The sequence below is a fragment of the Streptomyces sp. NPDC098789 genome (assembly GCF_044759975.1).
GTDB lineage: Bacteria > Actinomycetota > Actinomycetes > Streptomycetales > Streptomycetaceae > Streptomyces.
On record NZ_JBIWAJ010000003.1, the window covers coordinates 405,195 to 428,496 of the forward strand.

13 protein-coding genes and 2 pseudogenes are annotated in these 23,302 nt (G+C 73.4%); 7 read left to right on the forward strand and 8 right to left on the reverse strand.

Annotated elements, in window-relative coordinates; genetic code table 11:
- Positions 1-168 precede the first annotated feature (168 nt).
- Genes ACIQWR_RS09205 through ACIQWR_RS09220 form a run of 4 tightly spaced genes read left to right on the forward strand, consistent with a single transcriptional unit; the run spans position 169 to position 9,949 of the window.
- A complete protein-coding gene (locus tag ACIQWR_RS09205; protein ID WP_404006099.1) occupies positions 169-3,354 on the forward strand; it encodes an amino acid adenylation domain-containing protein in 3,186 nt (1,061 codons plus the stop codon).
- Complete coding sequence (locus ACIQWR_RS09210; RefSeq protein WP_404006100.1) at positions 3,351-5,267, forward strand: non-ribosomal peptide synthetase; 1,917 nt, start codon at positions 3,351-3,353, stop codon at positions 5,265-5,267. The genes ACIQWR_RS09205 and ACIQWR_RS09210 overlap by 4 nt, the downstream gene beginning before the upstream one ends.
- A 46-nt stretch (positions 5,268-5,313) precedes the next feature.
- The gene (locus ACIQWR_RS09215) at positions 5,314-7,107 is read left to right on the forward strand and encodes an amino acid adenylation domain-containing protein (protein WP_404006101.1); all 1,794 of its coding nucleotides are present in this window, start codon (positions 5,314-5,316) and stop codon (positions 7,105-7,107) included.
- Positions 7,097-9,949, forward strand: a complete 2,853-nt coding sequence (locus ACIQWR_RS09220; RefSeq protein ID WP_404006102.1) for a condensation domain-containing protein — start codon at positions 7,097-7,099, stop codon at positions 9,947-9,949. The genes ACIQWR_RS09215 and ACIQWR_RS09220 overlap by 11 nt, the downstream gene beginning before the upstream one ends.
- 88 nt (positions 9,950-10,037) lie before the next feature.
- Here the strand turns inward: ACIQWR_RS09220 and ACIQWR_RS09225 are convergent, their stop codons facing one another.
- Positions 10,038-10,388 (reverse strand): DUF4259 domain-containing protein, encoded by a 351-nt coding sequence (locus ACIQWR_RS09225; RefSeq protein ID WP_404006103.1) that lies wholly within the window; start codon positions 10,386-10,388, stop codon positions 10,038-10,040.
- Between ACIQWR_RS09225 and ACIQWR_RS09230 the strand changes: the two genes are divergently transcribed.
- Entirely contained in the window at positions 10,283-10,768 is a 486-nt protein-coding gene (locus tag ACIQWR_RS09230; protein ID WP_404006104.1) for an MFS transporter, read from the forward strand. The genes ACIQWR_RS09225 and ACIQWR_RS09230 overlap by 106 nt on opposite strands.
- 247 nt (positions 10,769-11,015) lie before the next feature.
- A complete protein-coding gene (gene abc-f, locus ACIQWR_RS09235; RefSeq protein ID WP_404006105.1) occupies positions 11,016-12,614 on the forward strand; it encodes a ribosomal protection-like ABC-F family protein in 1,599 nt (532 codons plus the stop codon).
- A 118-nt stretch (positions 12,615-12,732) separates the two neighbouring features.
- Here abc-f and araA read toward each other — a convergent pair whose 3' ends face one another.
- The 7 genes and pseudogenes from araA to ACIQWR_RS09270 form a co-directional block, all read right to left on the reverse strand.
- Complete coding sequence (gene araA / locus ACIQWR_RS09240) at positions 12,733-14,244, reverse strand: L-arabinose isomerase (protein ID WP_404006106.1); 1,512 nt, start codon at positions 14,242-14,244, stop codon at positions 12,733-12,735.
- A 16-nt stretch (positions 14,245-14,260) separates the two neighbouring features.
- The gene (locus ACIQWR_RS09245; RefSeq protein ID WP_404006107.1) at positions 14,261-14,932 is read right to left on the reverse strand and encodes an L-ribulose-5-phosphate 4-epimerase; all 672 of its coding nucleotides are present in this window, start codon (positions 14,930-14,932) and stop codon (positions 14,261-14,263) included.
- Complete coding sequence (locus ACIQWR_RS09250; protein ID WP_404006420.1) at positions 14,929-16,635, reverse strand: ribulokinase; 1,707 nt, start codon at positions 16,633-16,635, stop codon at positions 14,929-14,931. Before ACIQWR_RS09250 ends, ACIQWR_RS09245 begins: the two co-directional genes overlap by 4 nt.
- Before the next feature lie 135 nt (positions 16,636-16,770).
- Entirely contained in the window at positions 16,771-17,745 is a 975-nt protein-coding gene (yjfF, locus tag ACIQWR_RS09255) for a galactofuranose ABC transporter, permease protein YjfF (RefSeq protein WP_404006108.1), read from the reverse strand.
- Positions 17,742-18,788 (reverse strand): ABC transporter permease, encoded by a 1,047-nt coding sequence (locus tag ACIQWR_RS09260; protein WP_404006109.1) that lies wholly within the window; start codon positions 18,786-18,788, stop codon positions 17,742-17,744. Before ACIQWR_RS09260 ends, yjfF begins: the two co-directional genes overlap by 4 nt.
- Positions 18,785-19,810: pseudogene (locus ACIQWR_RS09265) on the reverse strand (sugar ABC transporter ATP-binding protein); the annotation flags it as partial. The gene ACIQWR_RS09260 and the pseudogene ACIQWR_RS09265, both read right to left, overlap by 4 nt.
- Positions 19,786-20,781: pseudogene (locus tag ACIQWR_RS09270) on the reverse strand (cellulose binding domain-containing protein); the annotation flags it as partial. The pseudogenes ACIQWR_RS09270 and ACIQWR_RS09265, both read right to left, overlap by 25 nt.
- A gap of 716 nt (positions 20,782-21,497) precedes the next feature.
- Here ACIQWR_RS09270 and ACIQWR_RS09275 point away from each other — a divergent pair.
- Entirely contained in the window at positions 21,498-23,246 is a 1,749-nt protein-coding gene (locus ACIQWR_RS09275) for a glycoside hydrolase family 6 protein (protein ID WP_404006110.1), read from the forward strand.
- The last annotated feature ends 56 nt before the right edge of the window (positions 23,247-23,302 follow it).

Consider the following 23,302-nt stretch of genomic DNA (forward strand, 5'->3'; position numbering starts at 1 on the left):
TGGGTGGGGGTGGCGGGGGGTGCCTTGGGGGTTTTGTGGGGGCCCCCCCCCCCCCCGAACTCCGACATCCGACCGCGCCGCGCGACCCGCGGAGCGGTCGGCGCCCCGCCGCGCTGGCGCGCCACCGTGCGCCCGCGCCCATCCGACCCGACAACCCAAGGGATCGCCATGCTCCCCCTCTCCTCCTCGCAGGAGATCGTCTGGCTGCACGAAGAAGTGCAGCCGGGCAGCCGCGCCTACAACTTCACCGCCTCCCTGGACCTGTGGGGCACCCTAGACGTCGACGCGCTGCGCAGCGGCCTCGCCGCCACCCTCGCCCGCCACCCCGGCCTGCGGCTCGAACTCGTGGCCGTGGCCGGTGCGATGCCGGGTCAGCGGGTGGTCGACGACTGCGCGACGCGGCTGCGCACCGTGGACCTCTCCGGCGAGGCCGACCCGGCGGCCGCGTTCGCGCGGCTGCTGCGCACCGAGGCGGAGACCCCCCTCGACACCTTCGAGGCCCCGCTGCTGCGCTGGACCCTCGTCAAGCTCGCCGAGGACCAGCACCGGCTCATCCACGTGGAACACCACCTGATCCACGACGGGCACTCCTTCGCGATCCTGCTGCGCGACGTGTTCAGCGTCTACCGCGCCCAGGTGCTGGGCGAGGAGATCGAGTTGGGCACCCCCAGCTCGTACGCCGACCACGTGCGCGCCCGCGCCGGGGACGTACGCGCCGACGCCCTGGAGGCGAGCCTGGCGTACTGGTCCGAGACGCTGCGCGACGCCTCGTACGACATGCCGCTGCCCGGTCTCGCCCGGCCCGGTGCCCGGCGCCGCCACCACGGCGGCCAGCTGCGCCAGTCGATCGGCGCGGACCTCGCCGAGCGGCTGCGGGCCCACACCCGGGAGCGCGGGCTGACCCCCTTCGCCACCCTGCTCGGGCTCTTCGCGGAACTGCTGCGGCGCCACAGCGGTCGCAGCCAGATGGTGGTGGGCACCGCCGTGGGCAACCGGCCGCGCGGCTTCGAGGACGCCGTCGGCATGTTCGTCAACACCATCCCGCTGCGCCTGTCCCTGGACGCGTCCGCCCCGGCCGAGGACGCCATGGACGAGGTGACCGACACCCTCATCCGCGCCCTGCCCCACCAGGAGGTGCCCGTCCAGGAGTTGACCCGGGCGCTCGGCCTGCACACCTCCGGCGCGGACAACCCGCTCTTCGACGTCATGTTCAGCGCGCACGACGCACCGCTGCCCGAACTGGACGTGCCGGGCCTGGAGATCAGCCTGTTCGAGGGGTTCAACACCGGCACCACCCGCTTCGACCTCGACGTGGTGCTGCTCCCCGACGACCGTCGCGGGGTGAGCCTGCGGCACGGTGCGGCCGGCATGACCCTCGTCTGGGACTACGACGTCGACCTCTTCGGCGAGGCCGTGGCGGAGCTCCTGGCCGAGCGCTTCCTCGACCTGTTGCGCGCCTACCTCGACGCGCCGGCCACCGAGCTCGGCTCGCTCGCCCCGTCGACCGCGTCCCTGGAGGCGCTCCCCGCCGTCGCCGCCGCGCCGGACCGCGACCCGCTCGACCCGGCCGCCGGCCAGGACCCGTCGTTGCCCGCCTTCTTGATCGGGGCCCGCCGTCTCACCTACGGCGACCTGGACGCGCGGGTCTCCTCGCTCGCCGAGCGGATGCTGGCCGCGGGAGTGCGCGCGGGAGCGCCGGTCGCCGCGGTGCTGCCGCGCGGCGTGGACTCGGTGGTCACGCTCCTCGCCTGTCTGCGGACCGGCGCGGTGTACTGCCCGCTGTCCCCGTCCGACCCGGCCGCACGCCTGGAGCTGCTGCTCGGCCGGCTGTCCCCCGCCCTCGTCCTCACCTCCGAGGCGAGCCCGGTCCGCGTTCCGCAGGACCTGCCGAGCGCCGCCGTCGGCGCCGAGGTCCTGCCCACCGCCCGCGCCTGCGACCTCGTGCCGAAGGCCGCTTACATCATCCACACCTCCGGCTCGACCGGCATACCCAAGGCGGTGGCCGTCGGGCGCGACGCCCTGGTCAACCACCTGACCGGCGCCGCCGAACGGTTCGACCTCGGGCACGGCGACCGGGTGCTCCTCTTCGCCCAGCCGTCCTTCGACGTCGCCCTCGAAGAGGTGCTGCCCTCGCTGTACGCGGGCGCCTGCCTGGTGGTGCCCGAGCAGGACGTGCCGACCGGCGGCGAGCTGGCGCAGCTGTTGGCCGCCGCGCGCGTCACCGTGGCCAACCTGCCCACCAGCTACTTCCTCGCCACCCGCGAGGAGTTCCTCCCCGTCCTGACGAAGCGCCGCTGGGCTCCGCGGCTGATCGTGCTCGGCGGCGAGCGCATCCCCTCCGACGTGATGCGCGACTTCTTCGCCGCCACCGAAGCGGCCGCCCCGTTCTCCGTGCTCAACGTCTACGGCGTGACCGAGGCCGCGATCAGCTCCACGGTGCACGAGATCACCCGCGACGGCCTGATCGAGGGCGCCGAGATCCCGCTCGGCGGCGAACTGCCCGGCGAACGGGTCCACGTCCTGGACGAGGGACTGCGCCCGCTGCCCACCGGAGCGGTCGGCGAACTCGCCATCGCCGGCGCCGGATTGGCCGAGGGCTACGTCGGCAACCCGCAGGTCACCGACGCCCGCTTCGTCACCGTCCCGGCCCTCGGCGGCGAGCGCGTCTACCTCACCGGTGACCTCGGCTACCGCGGCGAGGACGGGCTGCTGCGCTTCCTGGGCCGCCGCGACAACCAGATCAAGCTGCGCGGCTACCGCATCGAGCTCGAAGAGGTCGAGGCCGCCGCGTCCGCCGCGCTCGGCGGTCGGTCCTGCGCCGTCGTCCTCGACAAGGGCGCCGACGGCGGCCCCCGCCTGGTCGCCTTCCGCGAGCGCGCCGACGAGAGCGGGGCGTGGGACGAGCAGGCGCTGCACTCCGAGCTGAGCACCCGCCTCCCCGGCGCCCTGGTGCCCGCCCGCTGGGTGCTCCTCGACGCCATGCCGACGCTGGCCGGAGGCAAGCCCGACCGTACCGCCCTGGCCCGCATGGTCGCCGAACTGGCCCCGGCCGCACCGGTCGAGGAGGCCGCGCTGCTGTCCGATCCCACGCTGTCGGACGACCCGACCGTCGTCCTGCTCGCGCGGGGCTGGCGCGCGACGCTCGGGCACGACCGCTTCGAGGAGGGCTCGCACTTCTTCAACATCGGCGGGCACTCCCTGCTCGCCGCGCAGCTGGCGGCCTGGCTGGAGCCGCACCTGGGCGAGCGTCCCTCGCTGCGCCTGCTCTTCCAGCACCCGGTCCTCAGCGACCAGGCCCGCGCCCTCGCGCGGTCCGCCGCCCCCGCCCTCACGGCGCCGAAGGAGTCACGATGACCGCCGCACCGATCACCCGACCGGACGTCGACCCCACGGGCGCCGCGCCGAGCATCGCGCACGCCGCGCCGAGCATCGCGCACGGCGCCCCGGCCGCCGCACCCGGCGCGCCCGGAGTCCTGGCGCGTTACGAGGAGTGGGTGCGCAGCGCCCCCGAGTCCCCCGCCGTGCTCGACGGTGAGCACCGCTTGACCTATGCCCAGCTCGACGCGGCCGCCGACGCGCTCGCCGCGACGCTGGCCGACCGGGTCCGCCCGGGCGACCTCGTCGGGGTCTGCCTGGACCGCTCGGCGGCCCTGGTGGTGACGGCGGTCGCGCTGGCCCGGATCGGCGCGGTGTACCTGCCGCTCGGCCCGCGGCCCGGGGAACGCCGCATCAACGCGGTCACCGAGGACCTCGGGGTCGTCTGCCTGATCGGCGACCCGGCGGTGCTGCCGAAGCGTCAGGAGGACGTCGAGCTGATGGAGTTGCCGCTCTCCGGAGCGGGGGCGAACGCCGCCGCCTCGGTCGTGGCCGCCTTCGCGCCGGTCGCGCCCGGCGCCCGTACCGCTGCGCCCGGGACCCTGTACGCCGTGCTCACCTCCGGCTCCACCGGTCGCCCCAAGGCCGTCGCGGTAGCCGACCCGGCCCTGGCCGCGCTCCTCGACTGGTACCGGGCGGAGACCGGGCTCGCCCCGGGCGACCGCCAGTCCCTGCTCATCGGCGTCGCCTTCGACCCGCACCTGATGGAGCTGTGGGGCGGCCTCACCTCGGGCGCCGCGCTCGTACCCGCTCCCGACGAGGTCCGCTGGGACCCGGCCGCCCTCACCGACTGGTGGCGGGAGGCCGGGGTCACGGTCACCGTCGCGGCGACCCCCATGATCGAGCCGCTCCTGGACCGGCCGTGGCCGCAGGACCTGTCGGTCCGTCACCTCGTGGTCGGCGGCGACCGGATGCGCCGGCGCCCCGGCCCGGACGTGACCGCCACCGTCCACAACGCCTACGGCCCCGCCGAGGCGACCGTGGTCACCACCACCCACGCGATGCGCGCGGACGACCCGGACGTCCACAGCGACGCCGCACCGCCCATCGGCACCCCGATCGCGGGCGTGAGCGTCGCCGTCACCGACGCGGACGGCGCCGTCCTCGCGCGCGGCGAGGACGGCGAGCTGCGCGTCGGCGGCTCGTGCCTCGCCCTCGGCTACCTCGACCCGGAACTGACCGCGCGCCGCTTCACCGCCCCGCCCGCCGCACTGGCCGAGCTGGACCGGATGTACCGCACCGGCGACCGCGTGCGCATGGCGGCCGACGGCAGCATCGAGTTCCTCGGCCGGCTGGACGACCAGGTCAAGATCAGCGGCGTACGGATCGAACCCGCCGAGGTCGAGGCCGCCTTCGAGCAGGACCCGGCCGTCCGCAGCGCCGTGGTCACGGCGCCGCGCGACGCCGACGGGCGGACCCGCCTCGTGGCGCACGTCCTGCCCGCCGCCGGGGCCGCGCCCTCCCCCGACGAGCTCCTCGCCGCCGTACGGGCCTGGCTGCCCGAGCAGGCGGTGCCCTCGGCGGTACGGGTCGTGGACGCCTTCCCGCTGGACGCCAACGGCAAGGTGGACCGGGCCGTCCTGCGCGAGCAGGCCGAGGAGGCGCGGGCGCACGCCGCCACCGGGGCCGCCCTGCCCGAGGACGCGAGCGCCGACGAACTGCTCGTGCTCACCACGGTCCGCGACCTGATCGGCCGCCCCGACATCACCCTGGACGACAACTTCAGCGACGCCGGAGGCACCTCCATCCTCGTGGCCCGGCTCCTCGAAGTACTGGAGCGGGAGACCCGGGTGCACCTGCGCGCACCCGAGTTGTTGCGCCAGAGCGACCTGCGCGCGATCGCCGCCGTGATCGACCGGCGGCGCACCACCGCCCAGACCCCGGGGTCCTGACGTGACGACCTCGCGGCCCCTCCCCGACCGACCGGAAGAAGACGAAGTGAGCGTGACACGGACCGGCCTGCCCGCCCTGGTGGCACGGCACGCGGCGAACACCCCGAACGCCCTCGCGGTCGCGGACGGCGACACCACCCTGACCTATGCGCAGCTCGCCTCCGCGGCCCGCCGGCTCGCCACCCACCTCCGCGACCGCGGCGTACGGCCCGGCGACTCCGTGGCGCTCCTCATGCCGCGCTCGGCCCGGACCGTCGTCGCCCAGCTCGCCCTGTGGTGGGCCGGCGCCTCCTGCGTCCCCCTCGACCCGGCGCACCCCCCGCTCCGTACCGCGGCCATGCTCGAAGACTCCGGCGCCACCTTGACCGTCGGCGACGGCAAGCTGCTGGAGGCGGCCGGACCGGCCGGCGCGGTCCTCGCCCTGCCCGACGACGAGTTCCTCACCGGCCCGGAGTGGGGCGGCGAGGGCCCCGGTGGGGACGACACCGCCTTCGTCATGTTCACCTCCGGATCCACCGGCCGCCCCAAGGGCGTCGCGATCCGACACGGCGCCATCGCCGAGCTCGTCACCGACCCGGACTACGTGAGCGTCACCCCGCGCGACCGGGTGCTGCTGCACTCCCCGGCCACCTTCGACGGCTCCACCTTCGAGGTGTGGTCGGCGCTCGCCAACGGCGCCGCCGTCGTGGTGTGCACGACCGCCCGGCCCTCTTTCGAGGACCTGGCCAAGGAGATGGAGCGGCACGGCGTCACCGTCGCCTTCCTCACCACGGCCCTGTTCCACCAGCTCGCCGTCCGCCGCTCCCGCGTCTTCTCGCTGCTGCGCACGGTGGTCGTCGGCGGCGAGGCGATGGCCGCGCAGCACGCCCGGGCCGTGCTGCGCGCCTTCCCCTGGATCGAGCTCGTCAACGGCTACGGCCCGACCGAGACGACCACCTTCGCCACCGCCCACCGCGTCAGCGACGCCGACTGCGACGGGCCCGTGCCCATCGGACGCCCCCTGGCCGGCGCCACGGCCCACGTCCTCGACGAGGCGCACCTGCCGGTCGCCGAGGGGACCCGCGGCGAACTGTGGATCGGCGGCAGCCGGTTGGCCCTCGGGTACACCCGGCGGCCCGAGCTGACCGCCGAACGCTTCGTGGAGCACCCGCGGTTCGGCCGTCTCTACCGCACCGGCGACCTGGCCTCCGCCGGTCCGGACGGCGTCCTCGCCTTCCACGGCCGCGCCGACGACCAGGTCAAGGTGCGCGGCTTCCGGATCGAACCGGGCGAGGTCGAGCACGTGCTGCGCGAGCAGTGGGACGTGGACGACGCGGCGGTGACCGTGCGCCGCCCCACCGCCGACGACGCGCGCCTGGTCGCCTTCGTGGTGGCCGCCCCCGGGCCCGTGCCGCGGGCCGAGGCGCTGCTCGCCCGGCTCACCGCGTTCCTGCCCGCGCACATGGTTCCGGACGAGCTGACCGTCGTCGAGCGGCTGCCGCTCACCACCTCGGGCAAGGTCGACCGGCACGCCCTGGCGGATCTCGCGCCGGCCGCCGAGGACGGCGGCGCGGCCGAGCCCCTGACCCCGCTCCAGCAGGCCGTCGCCGACGTGTGGGGCCGCCACCTCGAACACGAGGTCACGCGCCCCGACGCCGACTTCATCGGGCTGGGCGGCCATTCGCTGCTCGCCCTCGTCGTCGCCGAGGACCTGCGCGAGGAGCTCGGTGTCGAGCTGTCGCTCGCCGACTTCTTCGCCGCCCCCACGGTGGCCGGACACGCCGCCCTGGTCGAGGGCGCCCTGCTCGCCGCCCACACCGATCTGCACCCCGAAGCGCCCGAGGACACCGATGGCCACTGACACCAACGCCGCCCTGCAGGAAGAGCTGTTGCGCAGGGCCCGCGCCCGCGCCGCCGACCGCGCCGCGGTCCCGCCGCCGCGGTCCGACCGTCCGACCGGGCCCGCCCCGCTGACCCGCGCCCAGCGCCGCATGTGGCTGATGGACCGGCTCGGGCAGGGCGGCGCCCAGTACAGCGTGCCGTTCGCGACCCGACTCCACGGGCCGCTCGACCTGGACGCCCTGGGCGCCGCGCTCACCGCACTGGTGGGCCGGCACGAGATCCTGCGCACCCGGTACGGCCGCAAGGGCGAGGAGCCCCACCAGGTGGCACTGCCCGCGCCCGCCGCCGTCGCGGTGGACGTGGTCGAGTGCCCGGACGACGGCGACGCCGTGCTGACCGAGGAGGCCCGCCGCCCGTTCGACCTGGCCGCCAGCACGGTGCCGCGCGCGCTCGTCCTGCGGCACGGCCCCGAGGACCACACCGTTCTGGTGACGTTCCATCACATCGCCATCGACGGCGCCTCGTTGCAGACCGTGGCGGAGGAGCTGGGCGTGCTGTACGGCGCCGCGACGGACGGCTCCGCCCCCGCGCTGCCCGCGCCGCCGCAGTACGCGGACTTCGCCCGCCGCGAGCACTCCGCCGCGGCCGGTGCGTCGGACGGCCTCGCCCACTGGACCCGCCGGCTGACCGGAGCCACCCCGCCGGCGCTCCCCCGGCCCGTCACGGCGCCGGCCGACGCGGGCGAACGCCCGGCGGCCACCGGAGCGACCGCGATCGACGCGCAGGTCCTCACGGCCCTGCGCGAGCTCGGCCGGGAGCGCCGGGCCACGGTCTTCACCGTCGGCCTGGCCGCCGCGTTCGCCGCGCTGCACCGCCTCACCGGCGAGCTGGACCTCGTCATCGGCTGCGCCGCCACCCACCGCGAGGGCCAGGCGATGCGCGGCCTGGTGGGCCTGTGCGTCAACACCCTGCCGATCCGCGTCGACCTGTCCGGGGACCCCGAGTTCGCCACCCTCGTCGAGCGCGTGCGCGATGCGCTCCTGGAGGCCCAACAGCACCGCGACGTGCCCTTCGACCTGGTGCTGGAGCAGCTCGGGGCGGCGGCCCGCGGCGCGGACGGGTCCTCCCTGGTCCGGGTCAGCTGGGACCTCGTCGGCGAACAGACGGCGCTGCGGCTGCCGGGGCTGCGGGCGCGCGCCGTCGACGTCGGCGTCGCCGAGGCGAAGTTCGACCTGACCTTCGGCCTGCTCGACGCGCAGGCTCCGCGGAGCCTGGTCCAGTACGGCCGGGCCGCCCTCGACGAGGAGGCCGGCGCGGAGCTCGACACGTCCTTCGCCGCGCTGCTGACCGCGGTGGCCGCGGACCCCGCGCTGCGGCTCTCGGCGCTGCCCGGTCGGCCCGCCCGGACCCGGGCGACCGGTCACCCGGCGCAGGCCCGCCTCGCGGCCCACCCCGACGTGGCCGACGCGTACGTGGCGGCCCCGGCGGGCGGTCCCGTGCTCGCCTATGCCGTACTGAACCGCACCGGCGGGCCTTCGCCCGTACAGCTGCGCGCCCACCTGCGCGGCGTCCTCGCACCCGAACTGGTGCCGGTCGCCGTCATGTTGCTCGACGAGATGCCGCGAACGACCGAGGGGGCGGTGGACACCACCCGGCTGCCCAAGGCCCCGGTCCCGGCGGCCCCGAAGAGCCCCCGCCTCGAAGCGGTGACCGAGGCGTTCGCCGGCCTGCTCGGTCGGCGGCCCGCTCCGGACGACGACTTCTTCGCGCTCGGCGGGCACTCCCTGGCCGCGGTCCAACTCGCCGAGCGCCTGCGGTCCGCGCTCACCCTGCCGCTGGTCGGCCTGGACATCATGCAGACCCGCACGCCGCGGGCCGTCGCGGCCCTGCTCGACGGGCGCGCGGCCGACCGGGCCACGGCCGTCGCGACGGCCTCCACCACCGCGCGACCGCGCCGGGTGCGCGAGGGCACGGTCCTGGTGACCGGTGGCACGGGCGGCGTCGGGGCGTTCGTACTGCGCGAACTGGCGGCGCGGGGACGGCCGGTGCTGGCCCTGGCCCGCCCCGAGTCCGCGCACCTCGTCAGCGGCGACGGCGTCGAGGTGGTCGAGGGCGACCTCGGCGACCTGGACGGCCTGCGCGCCGCCGTCGCGCGGGCGGACGCCGTGATCCACGCGGCGTGCACCTTCACCCGTCCCGATGTGGACGTGGCCGCCATGGAGGCCATGGTCGACGCCTGGAACGGCGGCCCGTTCGTCTTCGTCAGCAGCGTGGACGCCTACGGGCAGCCCGCCAAGGCCCTCGTCGCGGAGGAATCGCCGTCGCGGGAGGAGCTGAGCGCGTACGGCCGGGCCAAGATCGCGTGCGAGCGGATCCTGCTGGCCGCGGCGGGCACCGGGGGACGCGGCGGCGCCAGCGCCGTCCGCTCGCCCATCGTCTGGGGAGCCCACGACCGGCTCCGGGACCAACTCCGTTGGGGTGCGACCGGGTTGCTGTACCAGGCAGCCTTGGCGGGCGGCCCCGTGACGCTGCCCGCTCCCGGTACCGGCGGCCACGCCTGGTACGGGGCGCCCTGGGTGCACGCCGCGGCCCTGGCGCGCGCGGTCACCTCCTGCCTGGACGCACCGGTGCACGGCGTGGCCAACGCGGTGAGCGGGCACGTGGCCTGGTCCGACCTGACGGCGGAGCTCATCGCGCTGCTCGGCAGCGACAGCGCCGTGGCCTTCACCGACGAGGTGCACCGCGACCTCGACCACCGCTGGCACTACCGCGCGGACCGCCTCGCGCCGGCGCTGCGTCCGGAGCCGGGCGAGGAGCTGCACGCGGTGCTCGCGTCGATGATCGGCGACTTGCAGCGGTAACCGCCGCGGCGGCCAAGACCGTTGTGGACCGCTCCTGCACCGGCGCGCGCGCACGCTCCCGATCGGGAGCGTGCGCGCGCGCCGGCCGTTATGAGCCGGCATCCGCCGCATCAGCGCGCTGTACGACGGCGCGGAGATCGGGCACACGGAGACGCCCGGGCCCGGCATGAGGATCCAGGAGCGAGGTCCGCAGCTGGACGATGGTGCCCCGCCATGCGCCGGACGCGTCGGTCCCGCCCCAGAGCTCCATGAGTTCGCATGGGTCGGTGACCACGCGGTCGAGGGCTTGGACAGCCAGTTCACGCAGGTCACCGGAGAGCGGAGGGATTCGCCGTGGCCAGTGTGCCCGGCATCCTGATCGCCCACCCCTCCTTCGGGCCGCTGCTCCTGGCGCGCGCCGTGCAGGGGGGGTTCGGCGCTCTGGTGACCTCGGCCGCACTGGCCCTGGTGATCAGCGGATTCCCCGAACCGGGCGAGCGGACCGCGGCCCTGGGGATCTACGCGACGACCAGCGTCGCCGGGCCGGTTCTCGGGCTGCTCATGGCCACGGGGGCGGCCTGGCCGACCCCGCTCATCACCACGCTCCTCGCTCTGGCGGCCCTGGCCGCAAGGCGCGTCCTGCCGAGCGATCGCCCGGACCGCACCGGCGGCCGCTTCGACCCGCCGTGCGTCCTGCTCGGTACCTTCGCGATCGCCGGCCTGGTCCACGGCCCCCTCCGGGCGTGGACGGGCCGCAGCGAGACGTTGTCACAGCTCTGGGGCGACCCGCTGGTCGTGGCCCCGCTCGCGGGGGCGTCGTCCTGTTCCTCGCGTGCCTGATCGCCGGCCCGATGGCGGCGGCCACCGGACCGGCCCCACCACGGGACTTCACCGTCTGATCGCACGGACTCCCGCGAATTGCGGATGCTGCGAGCCGATTCGTCTTGTTATGGTCGGAGCATGGGTTCGCACTACGACTTCCGCTGATTCAGGGCGCCACGCCCGCGCCGACCGCACTCCGATGAGCTGCGGCGGCCCGGCGTTTCCCGCCGCCCCCCCTGTTCGCACCCACCCGGGGAAATGAATCATGCACGCACGCGCCCAACTGGCGATGAAAGACGTCTCCAAGAGCTTCGGTGACCGCTCCGTCCTGGACCAGGTCACCCTCACCGTCCGCCCCGGTGAACGGGCGGGGGTGATCGGAGAGAACGGATCGGGCAAGTCCACCTTCCTGCGCCTGCTCGCCGGGCTCGAACGCCCCGACACCGGCGAGCTCACCGTCGCCTTTCCCGGCGGCACCGGCCACCTGGCCCAGAGCCTCGACCTGGACCCCGCCCTCACCGTCCGGCACGCCATCGACGACGCGCTCGCCGACCTGCGCGCACTGGAACGGCGCATGCGCGCGGCCGAGCAGGACCTGACCGACGCCGCGGCGCTGGCGGCGTACGGGGAGCTGAGCACCGCCTTCGAGGAACGCGGCGGCTACGAGGCCGACGCGCGCGTCGAGGCCGCCATGTACGGGCTGGGCCTCGCGCACATCGGCGTCGACCGGGTCCTGGGCACCCTCTCGGGCGGGGAGCGCTCCCGCCTGGCGCTGGCCTGTGTCCTGGCCGCGCAGCCGGAGCTGCTGCTGCTGGACGAGCCGACCAACCACCTCGACCGCGAGGCCGTGGACTGGTTGGCCGGGCAGCTGCGGGCCCACCGCGGCACCCTGGTCGCCGTCACCCACGACCGCGGCTTCCTGGAGCGGGTCACCACCACGATCCTTGAGGTCGACCGCGACACCCGCTCGATCACCCGGTACGGCGACGGCTGGTCCGGCTACCGCACCGCCAGAGCCGCCGCCCGGGCGCGCTGGGAGCAGCGCCACCAGGAATGGTCGACCGAACTGGCCCGGGCCGAAGGGCTGGTCGCCTCCGCCGGCCGGCGCATGGCCGTGAGCGGAAAGGACCCGCGGGAGGGCTTCGGCAAGCACCGCCGTTCCCACGAGGCCAAGCTCGGCGGCCAGGTACGCGCGGCCCGCCAGCAGTTGTGGAGCCTTCGGCAGTCGCCCGTACCCGCCCCGCCGCAGCCGCTGCGCTTCACCGCGGCCCTGACGACCGCGGGCCCCGGGGCCGAACCCGCCCTCCTGGCCGGTGTCACCGTCGGGGACCGGCTCCACATCGAGGAGCTGACGGTCGCCCCGGGCGGGCGGGTACTGGTGACCGGCCCCAACGGGGCGGGCAAGAGCACCCTGTTGCGCGTACTGGCCGGCGCCCTGGAGCCCGACACCGGGACGGTGCGGCTCCCGGACCGCATCGGCTACCTCCCGCAGGAACTGCCCACCGCGCCCGGCCGGCGCCCCCTGCTCGACGCCTTCGGGGCCGGCCGACCCGGCACGGCCGAGGAGTACGCCGAGGAGCTGCTGGCCCTCGGTCTCTTCCGCGAGGACGATCTCGCCGTGCCCGTGGACGCACTCTCCGCGGGGCAGCAACGGCGCCTGGCACTGGCCCGGTTGGTGACGCGGCCGGTGGACCTCCTGGTCCTGGACGAGCCCACCAACCACGTGGCGCCGTCCCTGGTCGAGGAGCTGGAACAGGCCCTGGCCCAGTACCCGGGAACCGTCGTCGCGGTCTCGCACGACCCCGGCTTCAGCGCCGGATTCGGCGGGGAGGAACTCCAGCTCCGGGCGGGCCGCGTCCAGTAGGGCGTTCAGGTCGTTCAGGTCGTTCGTTCGCCGCTCCGATGCGGGCGACGGGGAAGACGGCGAAGGGCGGCGCCCCGGTCCGCGAGGGACCGGGACGACGCCCCGCGCGCCGTCGACGTCAGAAGCCCTGGGCCAGGCGGTGGTACGCCTGGTTCCAGCGGATCTCCTTCGTGAACTGGCGGATCGTGGTGTCCGCGTCGATGACCAGCAGCTCGGTGCCGAGGATGTCGGCGAGGTCACCCAGCTCCTCCGTCCCGATCGCGCTGGACAGCACGGTGTGGTGGGGCGCGCCCGCGGTCAGCCACGCCTCGGTCGACGTGCGCAGGTTCGGGCGCGGCTGCCAGACCGCGCGGGCGACGGGGAGGTTCGGCAGCGGTTCGAGGGGCTCGACCACGTCGATCTCATTGGCCACGAGGCGGAACCGGTCGCCCATGTCGGCCAGTCCGACCACCACGGCGGGCCCGGTACGGGCGTCGAAGACGAGCCGGACCGGGTCCTCGCGGCCGCCGATGCCCAAGGGGTGGATCTCGCAGGACGGTACGTGCGAGGCGATGGTCGGGCAGACCTCCAGCATGTGCGCGCCGAGGATCAGCTCCCGTCCCGGCTCCAGGTGGTAGGTGTAGTCCTCCATGAAGGACGTGCCGCCCGGCAGGCCGGTGGCCATCACCTTGAGCGTGCGCAGCAGGACGGACGTCTTCCAGTCGCCCTCGCCGCCGAATCCGTAGCCGTCGGCCATCAGCCGCTGCACGGCCAGGCCGGGTAGCTGGCGAAGGCCTCCGAGGTCCTCGAAGTTGGTGGTGAAGGCGTGGAAGCCGCCCTCCGTCAGGAAGCCCCGCAGGCCGAGCTCGATCCGCGCGGCATAGCGCAGCGAGTCGTGCAGGTCCCCGTCCGCGCGGAGTTCGGGCGCGAGGCGGTAGGTGTCCTCGTACTCCTTCACCAGTGCGCTCACATCGGTTTCGGCGGCCGCGTCGACGGCCGCGACCAGGTCGTTGACGCCGTAGGTGTTGACCGAGACGCCGAACCGGAGTTGGGCTTCGACCTTGTCGCCCTCGGTCACGGCGACGTCGCGCATGTTGTCGCCGAATCGCGCCAACTTCAGGCTCCGCAGCTCGGATCGGCCGCTCGCGGCCCGGGCCCAGGCGGCGATCCGGGCCGCGACCGAGGGGTCGCCGACGTGCCCGGCGACGGTCTTGCGGGCGACGCCGAGCCGGGACTGGATGTAGCCGAACTCTCGGTCGCCGTGGGCCGCTTGGTTCAGGTTCATGAAGTCCATGTCGATCGACGCCCAGGGCAGCGCAGCATCGGCCTGGGTGTGCAGGTGGAGCAGCGGCTTGCGCAGCGCGTCCAGGCCCTCGATCCACATCTTCGCCGGGGAGAAGGTGTGCATCCAGGCGATGAGGCCGACGCAGGTGTCGTCCGCGTTGGCGTCCAGGCAGATCCGCCGGATCGCGCCGGCGTCGGTGAGGACGGGTTTCCAGACGATGTCGACCGGGATGCCGCAGTCGCCGAGCGCGTCGGCGATCCGGCGGGACTGCTCCGCGACCTGACGCAGGGTGTCGTCGCCGTACAGCCCTTGGCTGCCGGTCAGGAACCAGATTTCGCGGCCCTGGATTGCCTTCTGTGCCTTCATCGGGGCGTGGGTCTCCTTAGCGGGCAGCGCACTGCTGGCCGTACACGTTCTGGTAGCGGTGGTTGAGGCGGTCGATGTCGTCCTGCGCTATCGGCAGGGGTTCACCGAGCTGGCGGGAGATGTGGACGGTGCGGGCGACGTCCTCGCACATCACGGCGGCCTTGACGGCGGCCCTGGCGTCCTTGCCGATGGTGAAGACGCCGTGGCTCTTCATCAGGACGGCCGGTGAGCGGTGGCCCCGTAGGGTCTCGACGATGCCCCGGCCGATGGAGTCGTCGCCGATCAGCGCGAAGGGGCCGACGGGGATCTCGGCGCCGAACTCGTCGGCCATGGCGGTCAGTACGCAGGGCACCGCCTCGCCGCGGGCGGCCCAGGCGCTCGCGTACGTCGAGTGGGTGTGGACCACCGCGCCCACCTCGGGCATGTGGCGGTAGACGTAGGCGTGCGCGGCGGTGTCCGAGGACGGGGAATGCTCGCCCTCGACGACCTGGCCGTCCAGATCGCAGAGGATCATGTTCCAAGGCGTCAGCTCGTCGTACGCGACGCCGCTCGGCTTGATCACCAGCAGGTCCTCGCCGGGGACGCGGGCGGAGACGTTGCCGGCCGTCCAGACGACGAGGTCGTAGCGGACCAGCTCCTGGTGCAGGTCGCTGACCTGGCGGCGCAGCAGATCGATCGGGGAACTCATGGTCGGACCTCGCTCTTCTGGACGGCCGGGGTGGCCTCGGGGTCGGTTCGCGGGGCGGTGAGCGCCTCGTTGCGCAGGGCACGGAGGCGGTGGAGGAGCTTGTCGGGGCCCGTACCGAAGTGGTCGTGCAGGGCGCGGTACTCGGCGTAGAGGCGGTCGTACGCGTCCGCGCGCCCGGTGTCCGGTTGGTGGACCCCGCGCCGCACCCGACCCATGGCGGCGGCCGCGGTGCGCACGTCCGGGTGCGCGCCGGCGGCGACGGCGGCGTGGATGGCGGAGCCGAGGGCCGGGCCCTGGGCGGACTCGGCGAGGGAGACGGGGCGGCGCAGCACGTCGGCGTAGATCTGCATGAGCAGCGGGTTCTGCTTCAGCCCGCCGGTCACGATGAACTCGGTGACGGGCACGCCGCCCCGCTCCAGGGCGTCGATGATGGTGCGGGTGCCGAAGGCGGTGGCCTCCAACAGGGCGCGGTAGATCTCCTCGGGGCGGGTGGCGAGGGTGAGGCCGACGATGACGCCGGAGAGGTGGTGGTCCACCAAGGTGGAGCGGTTGCCGTTCATCCAGTCGAGGGCGACCAGGCCGTGGCCGCCGACGGGCTGGTCGGCGATCTTGCGGGACAGCAGTTGGTGCAGGTCCTCGCCGGTGGCTTCGGCCTCCGCGCGGTAGTGGGTCGGCACTCCTTGGCGTAGCCACCAGGCGAAGATGTCGCCGACCGCACTCTGCCCGGCCTCGTAGCCGTAGGCGCCCTCCACGATGCCGCCGTCGACGACTCCGCAGATTCCGGGGACGTCGGCGAGGGCGGGGCCGTTGACGACGTGGCAGGTGGAGGTGCCCATGATGGCGAGGAGCTGCCCGTTCTCGACGGCCTGGGCAGCCGGGGCCGCGACGTGGGCGTCGACGTTGCCGGTGGCGACGGCGATGCCCTCGGGCAGCCCGGTCCAGGCGGCCGCCTCGGCGGTGAGGGAGCCGGCCCGCGAGCCCAGCGGCGACAGCGGATGCTCCAGCCGGGTGCGCGCGAAGTCGGCGAAGTCGGGGTGCAGGGCGGCGAGGTAGTCCTCGGTGGGGTACTGACCGTCCTGGTGGATGCCCTTGTACCCCGCCGTGCAGGTGTTGCGGGTCTCCACGCCCGCGAGCTGCCAGACGATCCAGTCCGCGGCCTCGATCCAGCGCTCGGTGGCGGCGTAGGTGTCCGGGTCCTCCTCCAGCACCTGGAGCGCCTTGGCGTACTGCCACTCGGCGGAGATCCTGCCGCCGTAGCGGGAGATCCACTTCTCGGCGCGCAGGTGGGCGAGGCGGTTGATCCGGTCGGCCTGGCTCTGAGCGGCGTGATGCTTCCACAGCTTGGGCCAGGCGTGCGGGCGCACGCCCAGTTCGGTCTCGGCGAGCGGGGTGCCGTCGGCCCGCACGGGCAGCACGGTGCACGCGGTGAAGTCGGTGGCGATAGCGATGACGGTGGCCGGGTCCACGCCGCTCGCGGCCACTGCGGCGGGGACGGCGGTGCGCAGCACCTCTCGCCAGTCCTCGGGGTGCTGAAGGGCCCAGTCGGGCGGCAGGAGCCGTCCGGTGGTGGGGAGTTCACGCTCGATGACACCGTGCGGGTACACGTGGACGGCCGAGCCGACCTCCTCGCCGTCGCGGACGCGGACCACCACGGCGCGGCCGGAGAGCGTGCCGAAGTCGACACCCACGACATGGCTCTCCATGGTCTGGGTGGGAGGGTTCACGGACACTTCACATCCTTCGTACGGAGCCCCGAGGGGCACAGGGGCGCCGGCCGGGGTACCGCCGTGATTGTTAGCGTTAACAATTGGCCTGTCAAGGGGTGCGCCCGTCGGCGATCAGGCCTCGCGGCGACCGGAGATCAGCCGCTGGAGCAGGATGAAGACGAACAGCAGGCCGCCGACCACGATCCTGGTCCACCACGAGCTGAGCGTGCCCTGGAAGCTGATGACGGTCTGGATCAGGCCCAGCACGAGCACCCCCAGCGCGGTACCGAGCAGGTACCCCGAGCCTCCGGTCAGGAGCGTCCCGCCGATCACCACGGCGGCGATCGCGTCCAGCTCCAGGCCCACCGCGTGCAGCCCGTAGCCGGAGAGCATGTAGAAGGTCAGCAGCACTCCCCCCAGCGCCGAGCAGAAGCCGCTGACGGCGTAGACGGCGATCTTGGTCCGCCCGACCGGGAGCCCCATCAGCCGGGCCGACTGCTCACTGCCGCCGAGCGCGTACACGTTCCGCCCCAGCCGCGTGTGGTGCAGGACCACGAAGGCGATCGCCAGTACGCCCACCGCGATCAGCGCGCTGGGCGAGACGAACAGCTCACCGGGCAGCGGGATCCTGGTCTGGGCGAAGGCCGTGTAGGTCGGATCGGTGAGGGAGATCGAGTCGATGCTGATCGTGTAACAGAGACCACGGGCCAGGAACATGCCCGCGAGCGTCACGATGAAGGGCTGGATCTCGAAGGAGTGGATCACCCACCCCATGACGAGTCCGCCCCCCGTCCCCACCACCAGGACCAGGGGGATGACCAGCAGCGGCGGCCAGCCGTGCTGTTCCACCAGCCAGGCGGAGATCATCGTCGACAGCGCCACCATCGCGCCGACCGACAGGTCGATCCCTCCCGTCAGCACCACGAAGGTCATCCCGATGGCGACCACCAACAGGAAGGCGTTGTCGATGAGCAGATTGAGCAGCACCTGCCCGGAGAAGAAGCCGTCGTACCGGACGGATCCCGCGCCGAACATCGATACCAGCAGGGCCGATGTGACCAGCAGCGGGATGTACCCGCGGCCACGGGCCGCCACGCTCGCGCTCATGCCCCCACCTCCGTGTTCTCCGCCGCCGACGGGCGCGGCCTCGTGTCGCGCCCGGTCCCGGCCCGCCGGCGTGCGGCCTTGGCCCGGAAGGCGGGTGACTGGACCAGGCAGACCGCGATCACCACGACGGCCTTGAAGACCAGGGTGGTCTCCGGCGGGATGCCTATCGTGTAGACGGTGGTGGACAGGGTCTGGATGATGAGCGCCCCGATCACCGTCCCGCCGAGCGAGAACCGCCCGCCGGTCAGCGCGGTGCCGCCGACCACCACGGCGAGGATGGCGTCCAGCTCGATCCAGAGCCCGGCGTTGTTGCCGTCCGCGCTGGAGACGTTCGAGCTGATCATGAGGCCCGCGACCGCGGCGCACAGCGCGCTGAAGACGTACACCAGGCAGATCAGGCCCATCGCCCGGATGCCGACCAGCCGGCTGGCGACCGGGTTGCCGCCGACCGACTCCAGCAGGAGTCCCAGCGCCGTGCGCCGGGTCAGCAGCGAGGTCAGCACCACGACCGCGGCCGCGAGCAGGATCGCGAACGGCATGGTGAGCCAGTATCCGCCGCCGATCAGCTTGTAGGGCTCACTGGTGACGGTGATGATCTGCCCGTCCGTCACCAGCTCGGCGACTCCGCGTCCGGCCACCATCAGGATGAGGGTGGCGATGATCGGCTGGACGCCGACCCCGGCCACCAGCACGCCGTTGACCGCTCCCAGGACGAGGGCCACCGCCAGGGCGATGGCGACGGCGCCGAACACGGTGGCCGGGCTCGCCGGATCGGCGGCCCCGCTGATGTGCAGGCAGGCCAGCGCGCCCGCGATGGCGACGGTGGAGCCGACCGAGAGGTCGATTCCCCTGGTCGCGATGACGAGCGTCATGCCCAGCGCCACCAGGATCAGCGGAGCGCCGAAGTGGAGGATGTCGATCAGGCTCCCGTACAGGTGCCCGTCCTTGATCCGGAGCGCGAAGAAGTCCGGGGTGAACGCCACGTCGGCCAGCAGCAGGGCCACGAGCACGGCGGCGGGCCAGAAGAGCCGGTGCTTGGTCATGACCGGGCTCCGCTCGCGATCGTCGCCATGACGCGCTCGGGAGTGAGCGATCCGTCGTTCGGCAGCTCGGCGACCAGTCGGCGGTCCCGCAGCACGCCCACCCGGTGACTGAGCCGCAGCACTTCCTCCAGCTCGGCCGAGATGAACAGCACCGACATGCCGTCCAGGGCCAACGAGGCCACCAACTTCTGGATTTCGGCCTTGGCGCCGATGTCGATGCCCCGGGTCGGCTCGTCGAGGATCAACAGCTTGGGGTCGGTGATCAGCCAGCGGGCCAGCAGCACCTTCTGCTGATTGCCGCCGCTGAGATGGCGCACCAGCGCCTCGGGGTCGTCCGGGCGGATGTCCAGTGACCGGATCCAGCGCACCGCGATCTCGTCCTGCTCGGAGCGGGAGAGCGGACGCGTCCAGCCGCGGGCCGCCTGCAGGGCGAGGACGATGTTCTCACGCACCGTCAACTCCGCGACCAGACCCTCGTTCTTGCGATCCTCCGAACAGAAGGCGATCCCGTGCGCGATGGCGGCGCGCGGCGTGCGCAGCGCGACGTCGGCGCCCTCGATCCGCACCGAACCCCGGGTACTGCGGTCGGCGCCGAACAGCAGCCGGGCCACCTCGGTACGGCCGGAGCCCAACAACCCTGCCAGGCGGATGACTTCACCCGGCCGGATACTGAGGTCGTACGGCTCGATCGCGCCGGCGCGCCCCAGGCCCTCGGCGCGCAGGAACGGTGTGGTTCCGGCTTCGGCGGCGGGCTCGCGCCGGGTGGTGTCCGACAGCTCCTCCAGGCCCACCAGTTCGCCGCCGATCATGCGGGCGACCAGTTCGACCTGGCTCACCTCGCCGATCGCGTACTCGCCTTCCAGTCTGCCGCCCCGCAGGATGGTCATCCGGTCGCAGATCTCGTAGATCTGGTCCAGGAAGTGCGAGACGAAGAGGATCGCCACGCCCTGGTCGCGCAACCGGCGCATCACCGCGAACAGTTGCCGCACCTCGTCTCGGCCTTGGCGTGGCCGGGGGCGGTCGCGGTGAAGACGGCGGAACCGCTGCCGGTGGTCCCGGCGGTGACCCTCACCTTCTGGGCGGCGCTCCAGTTCCCCCGGGTGAAGGTCAGCTCGGCGGGCGTCGCCGTGAGGTCGGTGTTGCCCGAGGTGCGGGCCACGCTCACCTTGACGTCGGCGGCCGGCCGGGCGGAGAGCAACAGATCGAAGGTGCCCGACTCCCCCCGGCGCACGGGCAGTTGCGCGGGGGTGGCGACGAGGGCGGGGCCGGCGGCGACGGTGATGCCGACGGGGGGCGACTCGGCGGAGGCGCCGAGGCCGTCGTACGCCTTGGCGTAGAGGGAGTGGGAACCGGCCGCGAGGCCGGTGGCGGCGAAGGTGAAGGGCGCCGTGGTGTCCGTACCCAGGAGCGTGGTACCGCTGTAGAACTCGACCTTGCCGACGGTGGCTCCGTCCGCCGCCGCCGCGGTGGCGGCGAGCGGTACCGGGTCGCCCCCGGTGTAGACGGCGCCGGCGGTGGGGCTGGTCAGGACGGCGACCGGAGGCTGATGGGCGCCGGTGCACGAGGTGCCGTTGACCGCGAACGCGGTGGGGGCGGCGTTGGTCCCGCTGTAGGTGAACTGGGCGCCCGCGGTGACGGCCGCGCCCGCGGCGACCGTCCTGCTCCAGTCCGGGGCCGCGACGCGGACCGTTCTGCCGGACTGGCTCCAGATGCCGTTCCAGCCGTTGGTGAGCCGCTGGTCGCCGGACTGGTCGTAGGTGAGGGTCCAGCCGTCGAGTGGGGTGGCGGACCGGTTGGTGAGGGTGAGCTCGGCGGTGAAGCCCGAACCCCAGTCGTTGGTCTTGTAGTCGACGCCGCACTGGACCCCGGCGGCCGCGGCGGTGGTGGCGCCGACGGCCGTGAGGCCGAGAGGGAGGGACAGCGAGAGGGCCGCGGCCGACGCGGTCAGCATTCCGCGTCGGACGCATGGTCCGGGAGGGGGGTGTACGGACATGCGGATGGTTCTCCTCGCGGCTCGGGGAGACGGAAGGGGAAGAACGAGTGCGCGCAACCTCCGAACGAGTGGGAGCGCTCCCACTGTGCAGACGGGATGCAGCGCCGTCAAGGGACGTGAAGAGTCGAAAGGGTTCCGCGGGAAATTTACTCAACCCCCCTTTTACTTGGTGACAGTTGACGCTACGGTCTGGGCCCAGCGAGTGGGAGCGCTTCCACACTCGGTACGCCGTCACGGCGCGACCTTGCTCCGACAGGTGCGGGGCTCTCGCATACGACGGCCCCGCACCTGTCGGAGCCGCTCGGCGGAACGGCGCCGACCTTGCGCGACAGCGCTACCTGCCGGGCGGCGGCCAGAAGGCCACCGGCACGCGGGACCTGGTGGACGCCCCGCACGCCACCGGCGTCCGCGATCTCCCGCTGATCCCCGGCCTCGCCCACGAAGACCCGCGCCAGTGGCTCGACTCCCCACCCGCCGACGGTCATCCGGCCACGGCCCGACCGTCCACACCTGCGACACGCCCCTCGATCGAGGCGGGCTGTCGCGGCTCCGCTCATCGGCTCGACCCCCCGGCCCGGGTCACCCCTGGTCGCGGGGCGGTACGGCGAGAACACCCGGCACCACCCCTCCGGAACAGCCCTGATCGCACCCCACCCGCATTCGGCACCGGGCCGCGCGACCGCCCGCGCACCCAGAACTGAAAGGCACCCCACGACATGAGCCGCACGATCCCCCGCACCGCCCTGCTGGCGGCCCTCAGCCTCGTCACGGCCGCCGGCGCCACCGCCACCGTGTTCACCGCCAACGCCGGCGCCGCCAGCGCCGGTTGCAAGGTCGAGTACCAGATCACGAACCAGTGGAACACCGGCTTCGGCGCCAACGTGATCATCACCAACACCGGCGACCCGGTCGCCTCCTGGAACGTGCAGTGGTCCTACGCGAACGGGCAGCAGGTCACCCAGGGCTGGAACGCCGCCATCACCCAGTCCGGGGCCGCCGTGACCGCCAAGAGCCTGTCCTACAACGGGGCGCTGGCCACGGGCGGTTCGACGTCCTTCGGCTTCAACGGTTCGCACACCGGCACGAACGCCGTCCCCGCGACCTTCACGCTCAACGGCGTCACCTGCAACGGCGCCACCGACCCGACCACACCTCCCACGACTCCGCCCACCACACCCCCCACCACACCTCCGACCACACCGCCTCCGACCGGCGGCAAGGCCGACAACCCGTACGCCGGCGCCAAGGTGTACGTGAACCCCGAGTGGTCCGCCAAGGCCGCCGCCGAACCGGGCGGCACCAAGGTGTCGAACCAGCCCACCGGCGTCTGGTTGGACCGCACCGCGGCCATCGCGGGCGTGAACGGCGGCATGGGCCTGCGCGCACACCTCGACGCAGCGCTCGCGCAGAAGGGCAGCGGCGAGCTCGTCGTCCAGCTGGTGATCTACAATCTGCCCGGACGGGACTGCTCCGCGCTCTCCTCCAACGGCGAACTGGGCCCCACCGACATCGACAAGTACAAGACCCAGTACATCGACCCGATCGCCGCCATCCTCGCCGACCCCAAGTACGCGGGGCTGCGGATCGTCAACACGGTCGAGCTCGACTCCCTGCCGAACCTGGTCACCAACGTCTCCGGGCGCCCGACGGCCACGCCCAACTGCGACGTGATGAAGGCCAACGGCAATTACGTCAAGGGCGTCGGCTACGCGCTGAACAAGCTGGGATCGCTCGCCAACGTCTACAACTACCTGGACGCCGGCCACCACGGCTGGCTCGGCTGGGACGACAACTTCGGCGCCTCGGCCGAGATCCTCAAGCAGGCGGCCACCGCCGAGGGCTCCACGGTCGCCGACGTGCAGGGCTTCATCGTGAACACGGCCAACTTCAGCGCCCTGAAGGAGGACCACTTCACGATCGACGACTCAGTGGGCGGCACCTCCGTGCGCCAGTCGAAGTGGGTCGACTGGAACCGGTACACCGACGAGCTGTCGTACGCCCAGGCCATGCGCACCAAACTGGCCTCCATCGGCTTCGACTCGAAGATCGGCATGCTGATCGACACCTCCCGCAACGGCTGGGGCGGCGCGGCCCGCCCGACCGCGGCCGGACCGCTGACGAGCGTGGACACCTACGTCAACGGGGGCCGCTACGACCGGCGCATCCACCTCGGCAACTGGTGCAACCAGTCGGGCGCCGGGCTCGGCGAACGACCGCAGGCCGCTCCGGCGGCGGGCATCGACGCCTACGTGTGGATGAAGCCGCCGGGCGAGTCGGACGGCGCGAGCAAGGAGATCCCGAACAACGAGGGCAAGGGCTTCGACCGGATGTGCGACCCGACGTACACGGGCAACGTGCGCAACGGCAACAGCATGTCGGGCGCCCTCCCGGACTCGCCGCTCGCGGGCCAGTGGTTCTCGGCGCAGTTCCAGGAGCTCATGAAGAACGCCTACCCGGCGCTGTGACCCACCGCGGGTGAGCAGCCCGGAGCGGTGCGGAAACCGGTTTCCGCACCGCTCCG